The sequence below is a fragment of the Vibrio sp. J2-3(2022) genome, from assembly GCF_021725735.1.
Classification (GTDB): domain Bacteria; phylum Pseudomonadota; class Gammaproteobacteria; order Enterobacterales; family Vibrionaceae; genus Vibrio; species Vibrio diabolicus.
The window spans coordinates 250,368-264,858 of record NZ_JAKKCK010000002.1 but is presented as its reverse complement, the minus strand read 5'-3'; the positions used below and the strand labels follow the sequence as shown (position 1 = coordinate 264,858).

Sequence of the window (14,491 nt, the reverse complement as noted above, 5' to 3'; positions counted from 1 at the left end):
CGGTATTTTTAGTGTCCTTTTGAGTTAACGGGAATAGCATGGTTAATACGAAGCAAGCTCATGATTTCTAAAGGTTGGCCTGATACGTTTTCAATACTCATGCTTCTTTCACGTTCAACTAGACGCTTATATAAGTAAACAATGGCACCAATCCCTGAAGAATCAAGAAATTGGACGTGCTGTAGGTTAATTTCGACTTCTTTGTGATGATTGTCGTGAATTACTTCATCAATGTGATGTTGTGCTTGTCGACAGCCACTTGCATCTAAGTCACCAAAAAACTCAATGGCTAATTTGTCTTGATTAATTTCTAGTTTGCGTAATTCCATGACTCTATCTCCGTTTGTTTTCTCTACTTGGATATAGAGCAGGTAACGTGCCAAATTTAAATGCAAATAAAATCAAATGGTTATGATTTTTGATTGATGTCATTCAAATTGAGAAGGAATAGGTTCTCAATTTGAGAATCAAAAACGCATAGACGAACGGCTTGTTCAGGAGAGATATCGAATTAATATCGAGCGCTAAAGCAAGAGTCTCATCGAGATTAGATTGCGACTTGATTTGAGACTCACTCATCCCATTGTGAACAATGTGTAAATATTAAATGCAAAATCTGTCTAAAGTTTATGATTGTCCTTGCAAATCATTACTTAAGTTGATTGTTCTGAGTCGAAGAATGACTAGTAACAAATAGGTCATCGAGAGGAGTTACGGTTCAATAAAGGCGCTTTTTTGTACAAGGTCTTCTTATGCCATTAAAAATGACATTAATCGCGCTGGCTGTTATGACAGCGTCTTCACAGCTTCAAGCTGATACTTCTCTCACGCCTCCAGTTTCTCTTGCTCAAAGCTATCAAGATGGTATCGATGTATCTGAATATTGGTATAGCGAAAAACTCGACGGCATTCGCGCCTATTGGACAGGACAACATCTCGTGACGAGAAATGGTAACCGAATCTACGCTCCAGATTGGTTTATCGATTCACTACCTGACTATCCGTTAGATGGTGAGCTATGGGCGGGACGAGGCAATTTTTATCTCGTACAACAAACGGTTTTGGATAAAACGCCTGTGGAGTCAGCTTGGCGAAACATTGATTTTATGATCTTTGATATGCCGTATTCTGCTGGTGATTACCGGAAGCGTTATTACAACATCAAAGACTTAGTGCTCGAAGTAGACCAACCTCATATCAAATATGTCGAACACCGAGCGATCCAAAATGAAGCTCACCTGTTTGCGCAATTGGATAAGATTTCAATATCCGATGGTGAAGGGGTGATGCTACGTAAGGTATCAAGCCGTTATCAAGCTGGACGTGGTAGTGATTTACTTAAACTGAAACGATACGCGGATGATGAAGCGCTAGTCGTGGGCTATAAGCCAGGCACGGGGCGTTTATTGGGTATGATGGGGGCGATGTTAGTTCGCTTACCAGATGGTACAGAGTTTTACATTGGTAGTGGGTTTACCGATGAAGTGCGTCGTCAGCCTCCGAAAATAGGTTCAACCGTCACGTTCAGGTACAATGGTTTTACTCATACTGGTAAACCACGTTTTGCCCGATTTTTGCGTGAGAGGCTGAAGGAATAGAACGCTCTGCACTTACTAGTTGCCAACGGTTACGCCGCACCGCTTGAAGAGACCCTGCCAAAACTGAACGTGGTTTAGGGTTTCTTGTCTAAAGGTTTTGTGTGCTTCTTTTATACCATATTGATGACCATGAAGTTGCATACGCTTTTCTATCAAGGTGGCGCCATCATGAAGTTGCTGATAGGTACTGTCTAAATAGGCTAAGTAAGGTTGCACTTCTTCAACGTAAATGGATTGAAAGACATTTCTTAGGTAGCGGAACTGGGTGGTGTCTCTGTTCGGCCCGCACAATACATTGCTCTGATTCTGCTCAAGTAACTGAGTCGTAGCTTTTAGCCAGTGAGAAGCGTTTATTATCGAATAGTAAAGTCGTCCGATTAAACGAGATTTCTCTAGCTCTTCTTGATATTGCACAACCTCAATATCGGGTAGACGTGAAATGGCGCGATGAGGCAAGCCGTACATTTCACTGAAAAGGCGATAGACGTCGTTAATACGTGCAACATCATTTGCTGTTTCTTGAGATAGCCAATCCGACGCCGTTAGCTGCTTTTGCATTGCATCACTCGCGAGTAGCAAGTTGTCAAGATGAGTACCTAAATGTTGCCACTTAGTCGAATAAAGCTCTGTCAATGTAGCGCGTTCTTCATCGCTGAGCTGAAATTCGGATAAACATCGATTCATAACTCGTAACAGTGAAGTTTGGTAATCAAAATCATGAAAGGCATCCTGCACCTTACCAAGCTGTGAGTTTTTTTCGGCAAGTAGATTGAATAATCCACACTGGCGTAATTGGTAGCTTTCTAGTAAACCAATCGATAGCCTTGGAAGTGGCTCGAATAAGTCACGCTTTGCAGGTATGGTCACCGTAGATTGCGACTCGATTGGAAGAGTAGGAGCGTCCAACACATTGGCGACACGTTGGTGATACTTGTCAAACATTGCGCTTTCTGGGTTGAACCAGTTATCGCAACCGTTAAGAAACAAGACTAGAAACAATAAAATAGACCGCACAAATATCCTTTTTATAACTTCGCATTCGTCACCAAAAGAGCAGGCTGAACTGGCTCACAAGTTTGTTATAAGTATACTCAACAGCGTTATTATTCGATCAAAAAAGCCAGCGTGTGCTGGCTTTTTCTTATTATCACTGAACTGAAAAGTTCAATTGCACCTCTGGTTCTTGGCGGTGCATCCAGCGCATTCTTACCCCTAACATAAGTGCGGCAGAAGAAAGGCCGATGATAAAGCCTAGCCAGAAACCTTGCGCTCCCATTGGCTCGACGATCCAGTCTGTGCGGCCAAGGACGTAACCCATTGGTAAACCAAGAATCCAGTAGGCGATAAAAGTACGATTGAAGATGGCTCGCATATCTTTATAGCCACGCAGTGCACCTGCCGCGATTACCTGAACTGCGTCCGTACATTGATAAACAGCAGCAAATACGAGCAGTTGCATCGCTAGAGTGATGACCTCTGGGTTGCTAGTGTAAAGTTCGGCGATCCATTCACGAGACAATACGGTTAATATCGCTGTAAGAACAGATAAACCTAGACCAACCATTATGCCCACTCGTGAAGCAACGCGAGCGCCATCTACGTTTTCTTCGCCAAGTCGATGGCCGACACGAATGCTCACTGCGGCACCGATACTCATTGGAAGCATAAATACCAACGAAGAGAAGTTAATCGCAACCTGATGCGCAGCAACGATGATTGGTCCTAATGGTGATACCAATAATGCAACGACAGCAAATAGTGTCACTTCAAAGAACAACGCTGCTGCAACAGGAAAGCCGAGTCTGAACAGACGAACTTGCGCTTTCCATTGTGGTCGATGCCATTCACCAAATAAGTTGATGCTTTTAAGTCGATCTGATGTCATTACATAAAGCAATAGTAGGGCAAACATGACCCAGTAAACAATCGTGGTTGCAACACCACAGCCAACACCGCCTAATTCAGGTGCGCCAAACTTGCCATACACGAAAATCCAGTTTAGAGGAATGTTGAGCAGTAAACCGATAAAGCCAATGACCATTGCTGGTTTCGTCAATGACATACCATCCGTAAAGCTTCTAAGCGTTTGAAAAAGCAAGAAAGCAGGGACTGCTAAGATAACAGCATGAATGTACCCCACTGTTTTTTCTGCCATCAGCGTTTCAACATCCATAAATCCGAGAATAAATTGGGTTTGAAGCAGCACTGCAATAATCGGCACACTGATCAACAATGCCAAAACGACGCCTTGTTGAATTTCAAACGGGATTTTTACTCGACGACCAGAGCCATTTAACTGTGCGACAACAGGGACTAACGCCATTAACAAACCCACACCAAATAAAATGGATGGAAGCCAAATACTTGAAGCGACAGAAACCGCAGCCATGTCGGTGGCACTAACGCCTCCGGCCATAACGGTATCAACAAACCCCATACCAGTTTGAGCAACAGATGCGATCAATACCGGGGTCGCCAATTTGATGAGACTTGATGCTTCTTCTTTATAGCGATGCACGAAAAATACTCCAGAGCGGAACAATAAGTTGAAAGAATGAGAGCGCTCGAGGACAAAAGATGTGGTGAACTGATCTGATGGTTGATTTTAGTCACGATAAGGTGAAAAAATGCCTCGGAGAAACTCCGCGCAAATGATAAACAATTGTATGTTTATATTCCATAGTTAGGTTGCGAATAGTGGATAACACTAACTTAATGCTTGCTAAGCTCAGGATACGCTAATACTGAGAGCTGTAATAAATCATGTTAATGTTAGAGGCATGTATGAGAACAAGGCTCCATTTTTCAATAGGTCGTTGCTCTATAATCTACAGGTTTTATCTCGATACACAGTGCTGTGCTTCAGGCTCTGTCATCGATTGCAGCTTGTATGAAATCAATAGGTAAAAAGAATGTTTACAGGAATAGTTCAGGGTACGGCTAAGGTCGTTAAAATTGATAAAAAAGAACGCTTTCAAACGCATGTTGTCGAGTTAAGCGATGAGCTTTGTAAAGGATTAGAAATAGGGGCATCTGTCGCTCACAATGGCTGCTGCCTGACCGTGACCAATATAAATGGCAACCTTATCAGCTTTGATTTAATGCAAGCGACATTGGCTCTCACCAACTTAGGCGAGCTAGTTGAAGGTGACAGCGTAAACATTGAGCGAGCTGCCAAGTTTGGTGATGAAATTGGCGGACATAGCATGTCTGGCCATATTAGTTTGATGGCTGACATTGTCGAGATCATCGATACGCCTAATAACCGCACGATTTGGTTCCAACTGCCGCAAGAATCAATGAAATATGTGTTAGCGAAAGGCTATATCGGCTTGGATGGTTGTTCTTTGACGATTGGTGAGGTTGAAGCGTGTCGTTTTTCAGTACATCTAATTCCAGAAACCTTGCAACGAACACTCTTTGGAGTAAGACAAGTAGGGGACCGCGTTAATATCGAGTTTGACCCTCAGACTCAAGCCATAGTTGATACTGTTGAGCGAGTTCTCGCAGCAAAACAGCTTTAGAATGATAAAAAGGAGCCAAGCGCTCCTTTTTAATTCAAGTGACTTTGTGTTTCCAACGCTTACATGCTCGAGTTGTTATTCGTAATTGTCATCGATAAACAGTTCGACTTTATCTTGCAGCTCATCTACTCGCATATTTAAGTGAATGGCATGGCAACAAGCTGGGCAATCATCATAAAACTCTTGGTCACCATTACTTGCATCTAGTGTAATGCCGATTGAATGTCCACAATGGGGGCATTTGACATGCCTTTCGGTATAATTTTTCATACAACAACTCCTAATATCGCAGGGCTTTTAAACACTCTATTCTTTAAGGAAGTACAGCCCTTCACTTACTTTGCCTACAAGGAAAATAGGCACAATCCAAAGTTAAGTCTCCTTTGATATTAGGTGGAGTTGTTGCTAATTGAGTCGAAATAAGTATAAAACTTGACCCCAAACTCAACCTTGAACTTAGGGTCATTTTCTGTAGTGATGTGCCTCGAGGTTTTACATCTTGAAATATGCAGTGGCTTCCAAATTAATAAGAAATAATTTTATTAATAACTTGTTGAGCCTGCTCCAAGTAATGGCCGCCAAATAAATTGCAATGGTTGAGAACATGGTAAAGGTTATAGATATCTTTACGCTCTTGATAACCAGCAGAAAGTGGCATAACAGATTCATAACCTTGATAAAATTCCGGTTGAAATCCACCAAAAAGCTCAGTCATCGCAATATCACACTCCCTGTCACCCCAGTAGCAGGCGGGATCGTAACAGATAGGGCCACATGCCGTGAGAGCCGCATTCCCGTTCCATAAATCGCCATGCAGCAAGGAGGGCTCTGGAGCATGGTTTGCTAGCAGTTGTTTTACGACATCTATAAAGTCGTCGATATCAACTAAAGTGACGCCTTTTTCTTTAAGGAGCTGTAATTGCCATCCTATGCGTTGTTCAGCAAAGAAGACACACCACTTCTTGTGCCACTTATTGGGTTGTAGAGTGGACCCGAGATAGTTATCCGTATCAAAACCAAATTCCTTTTGCTCGCCCCATTGATGAAGGTGAGCTAATTGCTGTCCTAATTTAAAGCTGTTTGGGCCATCTTCTAATGGCTTTGTTGGAAGGTAGTTAAGAATTAGGAATGAGGCATTTTTGGTTTTACCAACCAACACAACCTCTGGAACAAATAGGGTGGATGTCTCACGCAAAAGATGCAGACTTTCTGCCTCAACTTCAAACTTAGACAAAAACTCGCGATCGTTAATTTTCACGAAATAGCGCTGTTCGCCGTCATTAATCATGTAGCTTTCACTGATATCCCCGCCAGACAGTCTTACTTTTTCCGTGATCTGGTACTCGAATAATAAAGTATCAGAAAGCTGTTGCGATATTGCTTGCCACATACAAAACCTCGCGAATCTATTTGACCACCAACAGTTTAGGATAAAAAGCAAGGTGTTGGCGCTACGTTGAGCATACTTCGTAAAGAAACCTTCCTCTCAGTGTAGTCAATTTGTATAAATGTGAATCAAATCGCTTATAAGCCTCTGATTTGTCGGCATAGCATATGGAGATGAACGTATACAACAGGTATTATTATTTTTTTGACGTTAGTTCCATTGGTGACATGAAAATACTGATATGTGATGACTCAGCGGTTGCAAGAAAGCTCATTGCGCGCTCCATCGTACAAGATACATCATTGCACCTGATCGAAGCTCAAGATGGGTATGAGGCGCTAAATATTCTTGCGGAGCAAAATATCGATATTTTGTTTCTCGATTTAACGATGCCGATCATGGACGGTTTTGAAGTCCTCGAGTCATTACCTGTTAGTCACTACCAGACTAAAATCGTCATTATTTCTGGAGATGTTCAACAAGAGGCAAAACAGCGCTGCATAGAGCTCGGTGCTCAAGCTTTTATCGCTAAGCCTCTGACAGAAGAGCAGGTGATACCGCTCTATGAACAATTGGGGCTGCACTATGCGTTCAAGCCTAGCCATTCGATTGATCCTAAAAGCCAGATTTGCGAGGAGTTCTCCTCATTAGCCAAATTCCGCGAGATTGCAAACATTGCCCTTGGTAAAGGGGCTGCGATTATGGCAGACCACTTACACGAGTTCATCCAACTTCCTGTTCCACATGTTGGTCCGTTATCCTATGGCGAACTTCATATGACGCTTGTCGACGTTGTTGGGCGTGATGGCTCCGTCGCGGTTGCGCAGAGGTTTGTTGGTGGCGGTATTCATGGTGAAGCTCTGGTGTGTCTACGAGGTAGAGACATCAATCAAATTGGTGAGAAGTTAGGCTATCTGCTTGAGTTTACACCTCATAATGAAATCATTTTGAATATCTCGAACTTACTGGTTTCTTCATTTCTCACATCGTTAGGGGATCAGCTCGACAAGCAATTCTCACTTCGTCAGCCAGGCATTGTGGATACGTTAACGCCTTACTGTGAAGAGCAGGGTGAATTAGGTGAGCTGTTTACTATCGAATACACCTACATGGCAGAAGCGCTTGATTTTGAGTGTGAGGTACTGTTTTTAATTGATAAACCATCCGTAGAAATTATTTATGAAATCATGGAGCTAATCTAATGTCCGATATTACGCTGGACATAGCAGACTTTCATTGGGTCACACAAATTCTCGATACGATGGACTCAGGGCTTATCGTGTTGGATCAAGAGTATAAGGTCTGTGTGTGGAACAGTTTTATGCAGTCATACAGTGGCGTTCTGTCACAAGAAATCCTTGGCCAATGTTTATTTGATCATTTTGAAGAGCTGCCAAAAACTTGGCTAGAAACCAAGATAAAAACCGCCGCCGATCTGGAAACTCGTTCCTTCTCTAGCTGGGAAAACCGACCGTACCTTTTTAAATTCAACAATTTTTCTCCGGTTTCAAACAGCAGTGATTTCATGTATCAAGACATCGTAATCACCCCGTTAATTGGGCTCTCAGGAGAGGTCAGCCACATTGCTATTCAAGTGAATGATGTCTCTGAAACGGCAAGAAATCGCATTCATTTGAAAGAAACAAATCAACATTTGTCTGAAATCAGTCGCAAAGATGGTTTAACAGGTTTATTTAATCGCGCTTATTGGGAGCAATCGCTGAAAGAAGAGTTTGCTCACCTAAAAGTTATCGACGGACCATGCTCATTAGTAATATTTGATATCGACCACTTTAAAAAAGTGAATGATACCTATGGTCACCCGACGGGAGATGAAGTCATTCGTCGTACTTCTTCGTTATTAAGAAAGACAGCAAGAAGCAGTGATGTGTGCGGTCGTTTTGGCGGAGAAGAGTTTACGGTATTGCTTCCTCATACGAATCAAGAACAAGCTTGCTATTTCGCGGAGCGTTTACGTAAAAGAATTGAGCAAGAGATCGTGAAAGTGGAAGATTTTTTGATTAATTACACGATAAGTATTGGTGTTTGCGAGTATAAACCTTATTTTGAAACTCACACTCAATGGTTAAAGAGTGCCGATGCTGCGTTGTATCGTGCAAAAGAAAACGGTCGTAACCAAACTTGTTTGCATGAAAATGACTGAAATACAAAAAGGTTTGAAGAAACCCTGTATCCGAACGCAGTGAGGCAAAGCGCAATTGTTTGAAAAACATCCAGTTGGTTCGTGAATGTTTGTTAATATGAAATAAGTTAATGAAATTTTCTCGGCATGTCTTACTATTGAAACTATTCCGCTTTCAGCTTCGAAGGCTTGCAATAAACGGAGAAAAACAGTGGTTTTAGAAACCGATGGATATCTCGCTCTTATCGAGCACTTGTCGCTAAATTTAGATATTTTCACGACTGAAATTGGCGACACTGGATCCGAAAGCATCGAAGATGTCGTCACCGATATGGTGGCTTCAAACATCATGGCGATCTTTGAGCAAAACCCAGAGCTTCACTCAAGCGTACGCTTCAAATTACTAAAAGAGGCGGATGCGGTTGTTGAAGATCTTGGCGAGATATTGGCTGGTGTATGGCATAAAAAAGCGACTAATGAACAGATAACGTTCCTTGATGAATACATCGCTTTGGTTAAAAACCTATTCGATACTGCCGTTGCTACTTACGATTGATATTGTTTGATACCAGTCATCTCCAATTCTAAAAGTAAGAAGAGTTACATTGTAACTCTTCTTACTTGCCAAAACTTAGATGCCCAGTATGGGTTGTCGATTCTTGAAATGATCACACCTTTAGACGTTGACGCATGCATGAACTGCTTGTTACCCAAGTAAATCCCTACATGATAGGTCGTCCGTCTTGTCTTAAAAAACACCAAATCTCCTTGTTTGGCGTCCGTCCAATGTAATTCCACACCTTGTTTCGACTGTTGTCTCGTTGTCCTGGGTAACGATAGCTGATAAGCCTCGACAAAGGCTTTTTGCACAAATGCCGAGCAATCAATACCAGATTTTTGTGTGCCGCCTAAGCGATAAGGTGTGCCATGCCATTCTGTATAAAACTGGAACAAGTCAGGGTTATTGTCCAATAACTGATTTGTAGGTGTTGTCACTTGCACTTGCTCGCTAGGTTCGGGCCCAGAAGAGCAGGCGCTTAGTAGCACACTGATTATCAAAGGAAAATATACTCGACGCAAATCACCACCTGTCATCTCTACGACTCACAACTGAAATATTAGTGTCATAACCAATCCATAGTATGGGCTGCAAATCACGGTTTTGTCTCACAAATGTGACGGAATCACTACAAAACCGATTCAACCTTAAGAAAGAATAAAAATTGATTATGGCAAAGCGAAAACGCTCACGCACATCACTTTCACTGATTCAGGCTGTTAGTGCAACATTTTTAACTATCATAGCTCTTGTTATAGCCCTTTCTGTCTCAAGTTTCAAAGGAATGGAACAGGTAGGAGAGCAATTTGAAGACTTGTCGCAAAAAGCGTTACCAATCGCGATGGCGAACGCAAAGTTAACCAGGAATGTATTGGAGATGGTTAAGCTACTCAACCATGGTATGCAAATTACTGAGCCAAAAGAGTTGCCTCTAATAAAAGAGCAAATCGATTCACTTGCGACTCAAAGTAAAAGTTTGGTTGGAGAAGCTTCTGGTGTTGCTGAGCAACTCTCTGAGGAGTTAGATACAAATTTAGCGCGTTTACATAACATCACGCAGTCCATTTTACTGAAGCAATCTTCAGTGATAAAAATTCAAATGGATATTGATGCAGGAGTTGGCGGGTTCCGCTATGGACTCAGCTCTATCGGCCCGGAAATGAATCGAATTAGCTCGTTTCTTAGTGCCGAAAATCCTGAATCGAGTGATGCCGCCAACCGATTTATTGCCTCGGCGAGCTCAATGGAAAGCACGTTCTTAGTAATGATGATGCATTCTGAGCTGAGCAAAGCCGAAAAAGAATACCGAGAAATGCGTAACCGTATTGCAGGTATTAATCTCGCCTATGAAGATTTCCAGTCTTTACATCCAGAAGTAAGCGAATACGCAAGCCTAACGGCACCGTACGAGATGGTGAAGCAAGGCTTTAGTGAAAAGGGCGTGCTGCGTTTGATCCTCGCCAAACTAGAACAAGGGGAACTGCAACGTTCAGAGTTTAAACAGGCTTCGATTATTGCGGATGAAACCATGCGGTTGCTTGATCAAATATCACAAGCTGCTGGTGAGTTGATTGCGGATAAAGAGAGTGTGGTCAATGACACTATTCAGTCAGTGAGTGTTATGATCGTTTTTGCAGCGTGTGTGATTTCTTTCATTATTCTGATCACTTGGTTCAGTCTGAAGTCATGGACAAACCGAGGGTTAAGGAATGTACTAACGCGTCTTTCTGCACTTACCGAGCATGACTTCCGTGACAATGCACAAGAGGTTGGTCCTTATGAACTAAAAGAAGTGGCACGAAAACTAAACCAAGTGATTGATTCAACAAACAACTCTATCCAAACAGTTACACGTAACTGTGAGACGCTTTATCAGACAGCCGAAGTAAGCCACAGTGCAGCTGAACAAACGAGCGATGGGTTGACGACACAAAATGAAGCGTTGGCGAGCATGATCACGACCATTACGCAACTTGAAGCCTCCATTCGTGAAATAGCAACAGTGACAAATGCCTCGTCACAGGACTCGATGCTTGCTACCAAGCACACTGAAAAAGGCGTTCAAGTTGTGGAACAAAACCGTGAACGTTTGGAATCACTTGAAAGCTCTTTGGATATGAATGAACAATCTATGTTAGAGCTAGACCAACGTGTTAAGCAGATTCGTGAAATGGTCGACATGATCAGTGGTATTGCTGACAACACAAACTTGCTTGCTCTCAACGCAGCAATAGAAGCCGCTCGAGCTGGTGAACAAGGGCGTGGGTTTGCAGTTGTCGCGGATGAAGTCCGCAAACTAGCAAGTGATACTTCTCAACAAACAACGAATATCCGAGCAATGATGAGCGAGCTTATTACTGCCGCAGAGCGTTCTCGCCAAGCGGTAAGTGATTCAAGAGAAGAAATGGCCCACGCACTGCATTCCAGCAATGACGTGAAATCAACCTTCTCGGATATCAACCTTGCGGTCAAACACATTCAAGAGCGTGTTGAGCAAATCTCTGTTGCCACGGAAGAACAAGAACGTGCGACGGCGGACGTGTCTCAATCCATCAATAATATTTCCGAGCTTGGAGAGCGTACAAAGTTACAACTTGAATCCATGGTAGAGAGCTCTGAACAAGTGGCAGAAATTGCAGGGCATCAACAAGCGATGTTGCATAAATACGAGCTACATCAGTCCGCATAAGTGACATGTTTTCATCTTCTAAAAGCAGAACTTCGGTTCTGCTTTTTGTTGCTTCTACGCACCCTCTGATTGCTATTCAAATCGCAAAAGTGAGTTATATCGCATCTTGCTCATTTCTTAAGGGCTGAGTTATCACTATGTGGTGTTAATGCTATCTCGGTGAAACAAGATGGCTAGAATGTTGTCCGAACTCAAAGGAATGGATAATGCAACTTCATGCGATTCCTTTATATCCAGAACAAGCCAAAGCTTTCTGCTTAGACAACGAGGAGTGGTTTTATGATCGATAAAGTCTGTCCCATCGTTCTGCGTAAGCAAAACCAAGAGCTCCTACTTTTTCAGCATCCCTTAGCGGGTATTCAACTAGTCAAGGGAACGGTTGAGACGTTTGATGAAAGTTACATCACGGCTGCAAAACGGGAGCTGGCTGAAGAATCTGGGATTACGTACGTTATCTCCGCTCGGTATTTATGCTCATGGGACAGTGGCTTTCAAAATCAAGTATGGCACTTTGTTTCGTGCGAGTGTGCTGACCTAGCGGATTCATGGACGTTTCATACGCAAGACGATGGCGGACATGATTTTGCGTTCTTTTGGCACGATATAGGGAGCGATATTTCCTCACAAGCGCATACCGTTTTTCAGAACGCACTGGAAAAAGTTCGAAAACTGATAGACCAAGGAGCGGTTTGAATGAGACTTCTGTTCTAACATTGGTGTATTTGAGCGAAATGCCAAAGCTAACACTATGCTTCTATCAGGAGCGAATAAATTTCTTTCGCACGCCTCACGTACTGTTTAAAGGCACTGTCGATCTCAAAAATGGCTATGAGATTACAAATGTTTAACTGACTTCTATATGCTTTGCGCATTCATTCAGATAAGGAAACGATAATGGATAAATTCGTCGTGTTTCTCTTATGCCTTTTTATGACAGTTGGCGGTGTGGTTCATCTTTATGACAACATTGCTAACGGTTTTTTGCCTTATGATTTTGCGCCACGCTGGTTGAATATTTATTGGAGCTCGTTGGGGCTGTTAGACTTACTAGCGGTGTATCTGTTGGTGAAGCACCGTCGCTCCGGATTAGTACTTATGCTATTGATTCTGACGACCAATGTTATTTTTAGCTCGCACGCTCACTATACATTAGAAATATTGGACAACAATGCCGCACTTCAAATGAAAACACTCTTTTTAGGTTTTTCATTCGGCGTATCTATCTGGTTATGGAACGCGCGTAAACATCGACAATCACGCCAGATATTTCGTTAACTTTCACTTTTCATCACTCAATTAAGGATAGTAAGCAGGGATTCGTTATGAACGATTTTAAAGACTTGGCCAGTTTCGCTGGTTTCAGCGTACTGACAGGTTTAAGCTTTGGTACCACTTTCTTCAGTCTGGCTTTTCTATACAGCTCAATAGAAGCACAACAAGCAATGAATACTAATGCTTTGGTGTGCACGGTGCTTGGTGTGGTTGGTTTATTTGTTGGTATTACTCAGTTAAACAAAAAACGTCAACTAACGGAGAGTGAATCCATTAGCTAGCATCGTAAGGATGAAGTGGTGTTTAACTGGTTGGTGTTTAGGTTTAGTCTATTCGCTTTGTTTACGCACTTCATCCACAAAAACTTTTCTTCAACTGTTGCGTCTTCTTCGGTTATAGCGAAAAGGTTGCGTTAACAGCTTGTCTAATCGTTGTTCTGCTTCATTCCTAATTTCCGGTATACCAATTACGACATCATCATGGCCAAGCTCAGGTTGAGCTCGATATGTCCCAAAAAGTCGATCCCAAACAGAAAGGAAGAAACCGAAATTCGAGTTGGTTTCTTTTGCTATCACGGAATGATGAACGCGATGCATGTCTGGCGTCACTATGACGTTTCGCAGTTTCTGATCCGCTGATAAAGCCAGTTTTGCATTACTGTGATTAAACATCGCACTGGCATTGAGCACTATTTCGAATACCACGATAGCGATAGGAGAAACGCCTAAGATAAATACAGTGGCAATTTTGACACCCATCGAGATGATGATTTCGATGGGATGAAAACGTGCGCCAGTGGTGACATCAATGTCGAGATCGGCATGGTGCATTCGATGAAGCTTCCACAGTGGCTTTACATAGTGAAAGACCACATGCTGAACGTAAATGACGAAATCAAGCAGAATAACCGCTAGAAGCACGTTTAACCAAGCGGGCAGGGAGAGCAAATTAAATAGTCCCCATTGTTGCTCCTGAGCGATAATTGCAGCTTGAAAGGCGGCGATAGGCATGACTAACGCAACAATCAAGCTATTCACAGCAACCAGTGATAAGTTATTGACCCAGCGAAACCCACGTGAAGCGGTAAGTGTTTTTCTCGGCAGTTTGTTTTCCCAAAGGGCACAAAGTAATAATACGCCGAGAAAAAAGCCTAATCTTATCCACGAGGGATCTTGAAACGTCGTTTCTGTCACTGTCATTTCCTTATTTATTACTTTATCTATGACCGAGGTAAGGGTGAAATTATTTCAACAAACAGTAAGGTGCGTTGAAGGGCTTATCTTGAGGCGAAACCATAATGTCAGTAGAATCGCGCTCTA

16 protein-coding genes are annotated in these 14,491 nt (G+C 42.5%); 9 read left to right on the top strand and 7 right to left on the bottom strand.

The annotated features are described in order from the left end of the window. Window positions 1–8 precede the first annotated feature (8 nt). Complete coding sequence (locus L3V27_RS09315) at window positions 9–329, bottom strand: STAS domain-containing protein (protein ID WP_005394270.1); 321 nt, start codon at window positions 327–329, stop codon at window positions 9–11. Window positions 330–752: 423 nt separating this feature from the next. On the opposite strand from L3V27_RS09315, the gene L3V27_RS09310 reads away from it, so the two are divergent. After that, a complete protein-coding gene (locus L3V27_RS09310; protein ID WP_237311679.1) occupies window positions 753–1,598 on the top strand; it encodes a DNA ligase in 846 nt (281 codons plus the stop codon). A 15-nt stretch (window positions 1,599–1,613) separates the two neighbouring features. Here L3V27_RS09310 and L3V27_RS09305 read toward each other — a convergent pair whose 3' ends face one another. Both L3V27_RS09305 and L3V27_RS09300 read right to left on the bottom strand, forming a co-directional pair. After that, a complete protein-coding gene (locus tag L3V27_RS09305; RefSeq protein ID WP_109168359.1) occupies window positions 1,614–2,612 on the bottom strand; it encodes a DUF3080 domain-containing protein in 999 nt (332 codons plus the stop codon). Between the two features lie 133 nt (window positions 2,613–2,745). After that, window positions 2,746–4,116, bottom strand: coding sequence for an MATE family efflux transporter (locus tag L3V27_RS09300; protein ID WP_005396222.1), 1,371 nt, complete (start codon window positions 4,114–4,116; stop codon window positions 2,746–2,748). A 394-nt stretch (window positions 4,117–4,510) separates the two neighbouring features. Between L3V27_RS09300 and L3V27_RS09295 the strand changes: the two genes are divergently transcribed. After that, window positions 4,511–5,122, top strand: a complete 612-nt coding sequence (locus tag L3V27_RS09295; protein ID WP_054867079.1) for a riboflavin synthase — start codon at window positions 4,511–4,513, stop codon at window positions 5,120–5,122. A gap of 75 nt (window positions 5,123–5,197) precedes the next feature. Here the strand turns inward: L3V27_RS09295 and L3V27_RS09290 are convergent, their stop codons facing one another. Continuing rightward, complete coding sequence (locus L3V27_RS09290; protein WP_005396219.1) at window positions 5,198–5,392, bottom strand: CPXCG motif-containing cysteine-rich protein; 195 nt, start codon at window positions 5,390–5,392, stop codon at window positions 5,198–5,200. A gap of 253 nt (window positions 5,393–5,645) precedes the next feature. Beyond that, entirely contained in the window at window positions 5,646–6,512 is an 867-nt protein-coding gene (locus L3V27_RS09285; protein WP_005396217.1) for a fructosamine kinase family protein, read from the bottom strand. 224 nt (window positions 6,513–6,736) lie between these two features. On the opposite strand from L3V27_RS09285, the gene L3V27_RS09280 reads away from it, so the two are divergent. The 3 genes from L3V27_RS09280 (at window position 6,737) to L3V27_RS09270 (ending at window position 9,208) form a co-directional block, all read left to right on the top strand. After that, window positions 6,737–7,711 carry a response regulator gene (locus tag L3V27_RS09280; RefSeq protein WP_005396215.1) on the top strand — a complete coding sequence of 325 codons (975 nt, stop codon included), beginning with the start codon at window positions 6,737–6,739 and terminating at the stop codon, window positions 7,709–7,711. After that, entirely contained in the window at window positions 7,711–8,673 is a 963-nt protein-coding gene (locus tag L3V27_RS09275) for a diguanylate cyclase (RefSeq protein WP_005396213.1), read from the top strand. Before L3V27_RS09280 ends, L3V27_RS09275 begins: the two co-directional genes overlap by 1 nt. 190 nt (window positions 8,674–8,863) lie before the next feature. Further along, the gene (locus tag L3V27_RS09270) at window positions 8,864–9,208 is read left to right on the top strand and encodes a DUF3802 family protein (protein ID WP_005396212.1); all 345 of its coding nucleotides are present in this window, start codon (window positions 8,864–8,866) and stop codon (window positions 9,206–9,208) included. 44 nt (window positions 9,209–9,252) lie between these two features. Here L3V27_RS09270 and L3V27_RS09265 read toward each other — a convergent pair whose 3' ends face one another. Continuing rightward, window positions 9,253–9,747, bottom strand: coding sequence for an NlpC/P60 family protein (locus L3V27_RS09265; RefSeq protein WP_065646735.1), 495 nt, complete (start codon window positions 9,745–9,747; stop codon window positions 9,253–9,255). A 134-nt stretch (window positions 9,748–9,881) separates the two neighbouring features. On the opposite strand from L3V27_RS09265, the gene L3V27_RS09260 reads away from it, so the two are divergent. The 4 genes from L3V27_RS09260 to L3V27_RS09245 all read left to right on the top strand — a co-directional run bounded on the left by L3V27_RS09260 (window position 9,882) and on the right by L3V27_RS09245 (window position 13,453). After that, entirely contained in the window at window positions 9,882–11,900 is a 2,019-nt protein-coding gene (locus L3V27_RS09260; protein WP_237311677.1) for a methyl-accepting chemotaxis protein, read from the top strand. A gap of 279 nt (window positions 11,901–12,179) precedes the next feature. Then, complete coding sequence (locus L3V27_RS09255; protein WP_237311676.1) at window positions 12,180–12,593, top strand: NUDIX domain-containing protein; 414 nt, start codon at window positions 12,180–12,182, stop codon at window positions 12,591–12,593. Between the two features lie 201 nt (window positions 12,594–12,794). Further along, window positions 12,795–13,175, top strand: a complete 381-nt coding sequence (locus L3V27_RS09250; RefSeq protein ID WP_005396203.1) for a hypothetical protein — start codon at window positions 12,795–12,797, stop codon at window positions 13,173–13,175. Window positions 13,176–13,222: 47 nt separating this feature from the next. Further along, a complete protein-coding gene (locus L3V27_RS09245; protein WP_005396201.1) occupies window positions 13,223–13,453 on the top strand; it encodes a hypothetical protein in 231 nt (76 codons plus the stop codon). A gap of 90 nt (window positions 13,454–13,543) precedes the next feature. On the opposite strand, the gene L3V27_RS09240 is transcribed toward L3V27_RS09245, so the two are convergent. Next, entirely contained in the window at window positions 13,544–14,365 is an 822-nt protein-coding gene (locus L3V27_RS09240) for a sterol desaturase family protein (protein WP_012841839.1), read from the bottom strand. Window positions 14,366–14,491: the final 126 nt, after the last annotated feature.

Excerpts from the sequence above, each read along its gene's own strand:
- L3V27_RS09315 (WP_005394270.1), bottom strand. The coding sequence starts at position 329 with ATGGAATTACGCAAACTAGAAATTAATCAAGACAAATTAGCCATTGAG.
- L3V27_RS09310 (WP_237311679.1), top strand. The coding sequence starts at position 753 with ATGCCATTAAAAATGACATTAATCGCGCTGGCTGTTATGACAGCGTCT.
- L3V27_RS09295 (WP_054867079.1), top strand. The coding sequence starts at position 4,511 with ATGTTTACAGGAATAGTTCAGGGTACGGCTAAGGTCGTTAAAATTGAT.
- L3V27_RS09290 (WP_005396219.1), bottom strand. The coding sequence starts at position 5,392 with ATGAAAAATTATACCGAAAGGCATGTCAAATGCCCCCATTGTGGACAT.
- L3V27_RS09285 (WP_005396217.1), bottom strand. The coding sequence starts at position 6,512 with ATGTGGCAAGCAATATCGCAACAGCTTTCTGATACTTTATTATTCGAG.
- L3V27_RS09280 (WP_005396215.1), top strand. The coding sequence starts at position 6,737 with ATGAAAATACTGATATGTGATGACTCAGCGGTTGCAAGAAAGCTCATT.
- L3V27_RS09275 (WP_005396213.1), top strand. The coding sequence starts at position 7,711 with ATGTCCGATATTACGCTGGACATAGCAGACTTTCATTGGGTCACACAA.
- L3V27_RS09265 (WP_065646735.1), bottom strand. The coding sequence starts at position 9,747 with ATGACAGGTGGTGATTTGCGTCGAGTATATTTTCCTTTGATAATCAGT.
- L3V27_RS09260 (WP_237311677.1), top strand. The coding sequence starts at position 9,882 with ATGGCAAAGCGAAAACGCTCACGCACATCACTTTCACTGATTCAGGCT.
- L3V27_RS09255 (WP_237311676.1), top strand. The coding sequence starts at position 12,180 with ATGATCGATAAAGTCTGTCCCATCGTTCTGCGTAAGCAAAACCAAGAG.
- L3V27_RS09250 (WP_005396203.1), top strand. The coding sequence starts at position 12,795 with ATGGATAAATTCGTCGTGTTTCTCTTATGCCTTTTTATGACAGTTGGC.
- L3V27_RS09245 (WP_005396201.1), top strand. The coding sequence starts at position 13,223 with ATGAACGATTTTAAAGACTTGGCCAGTTTCGCTGGTTTCAGCGTACTG.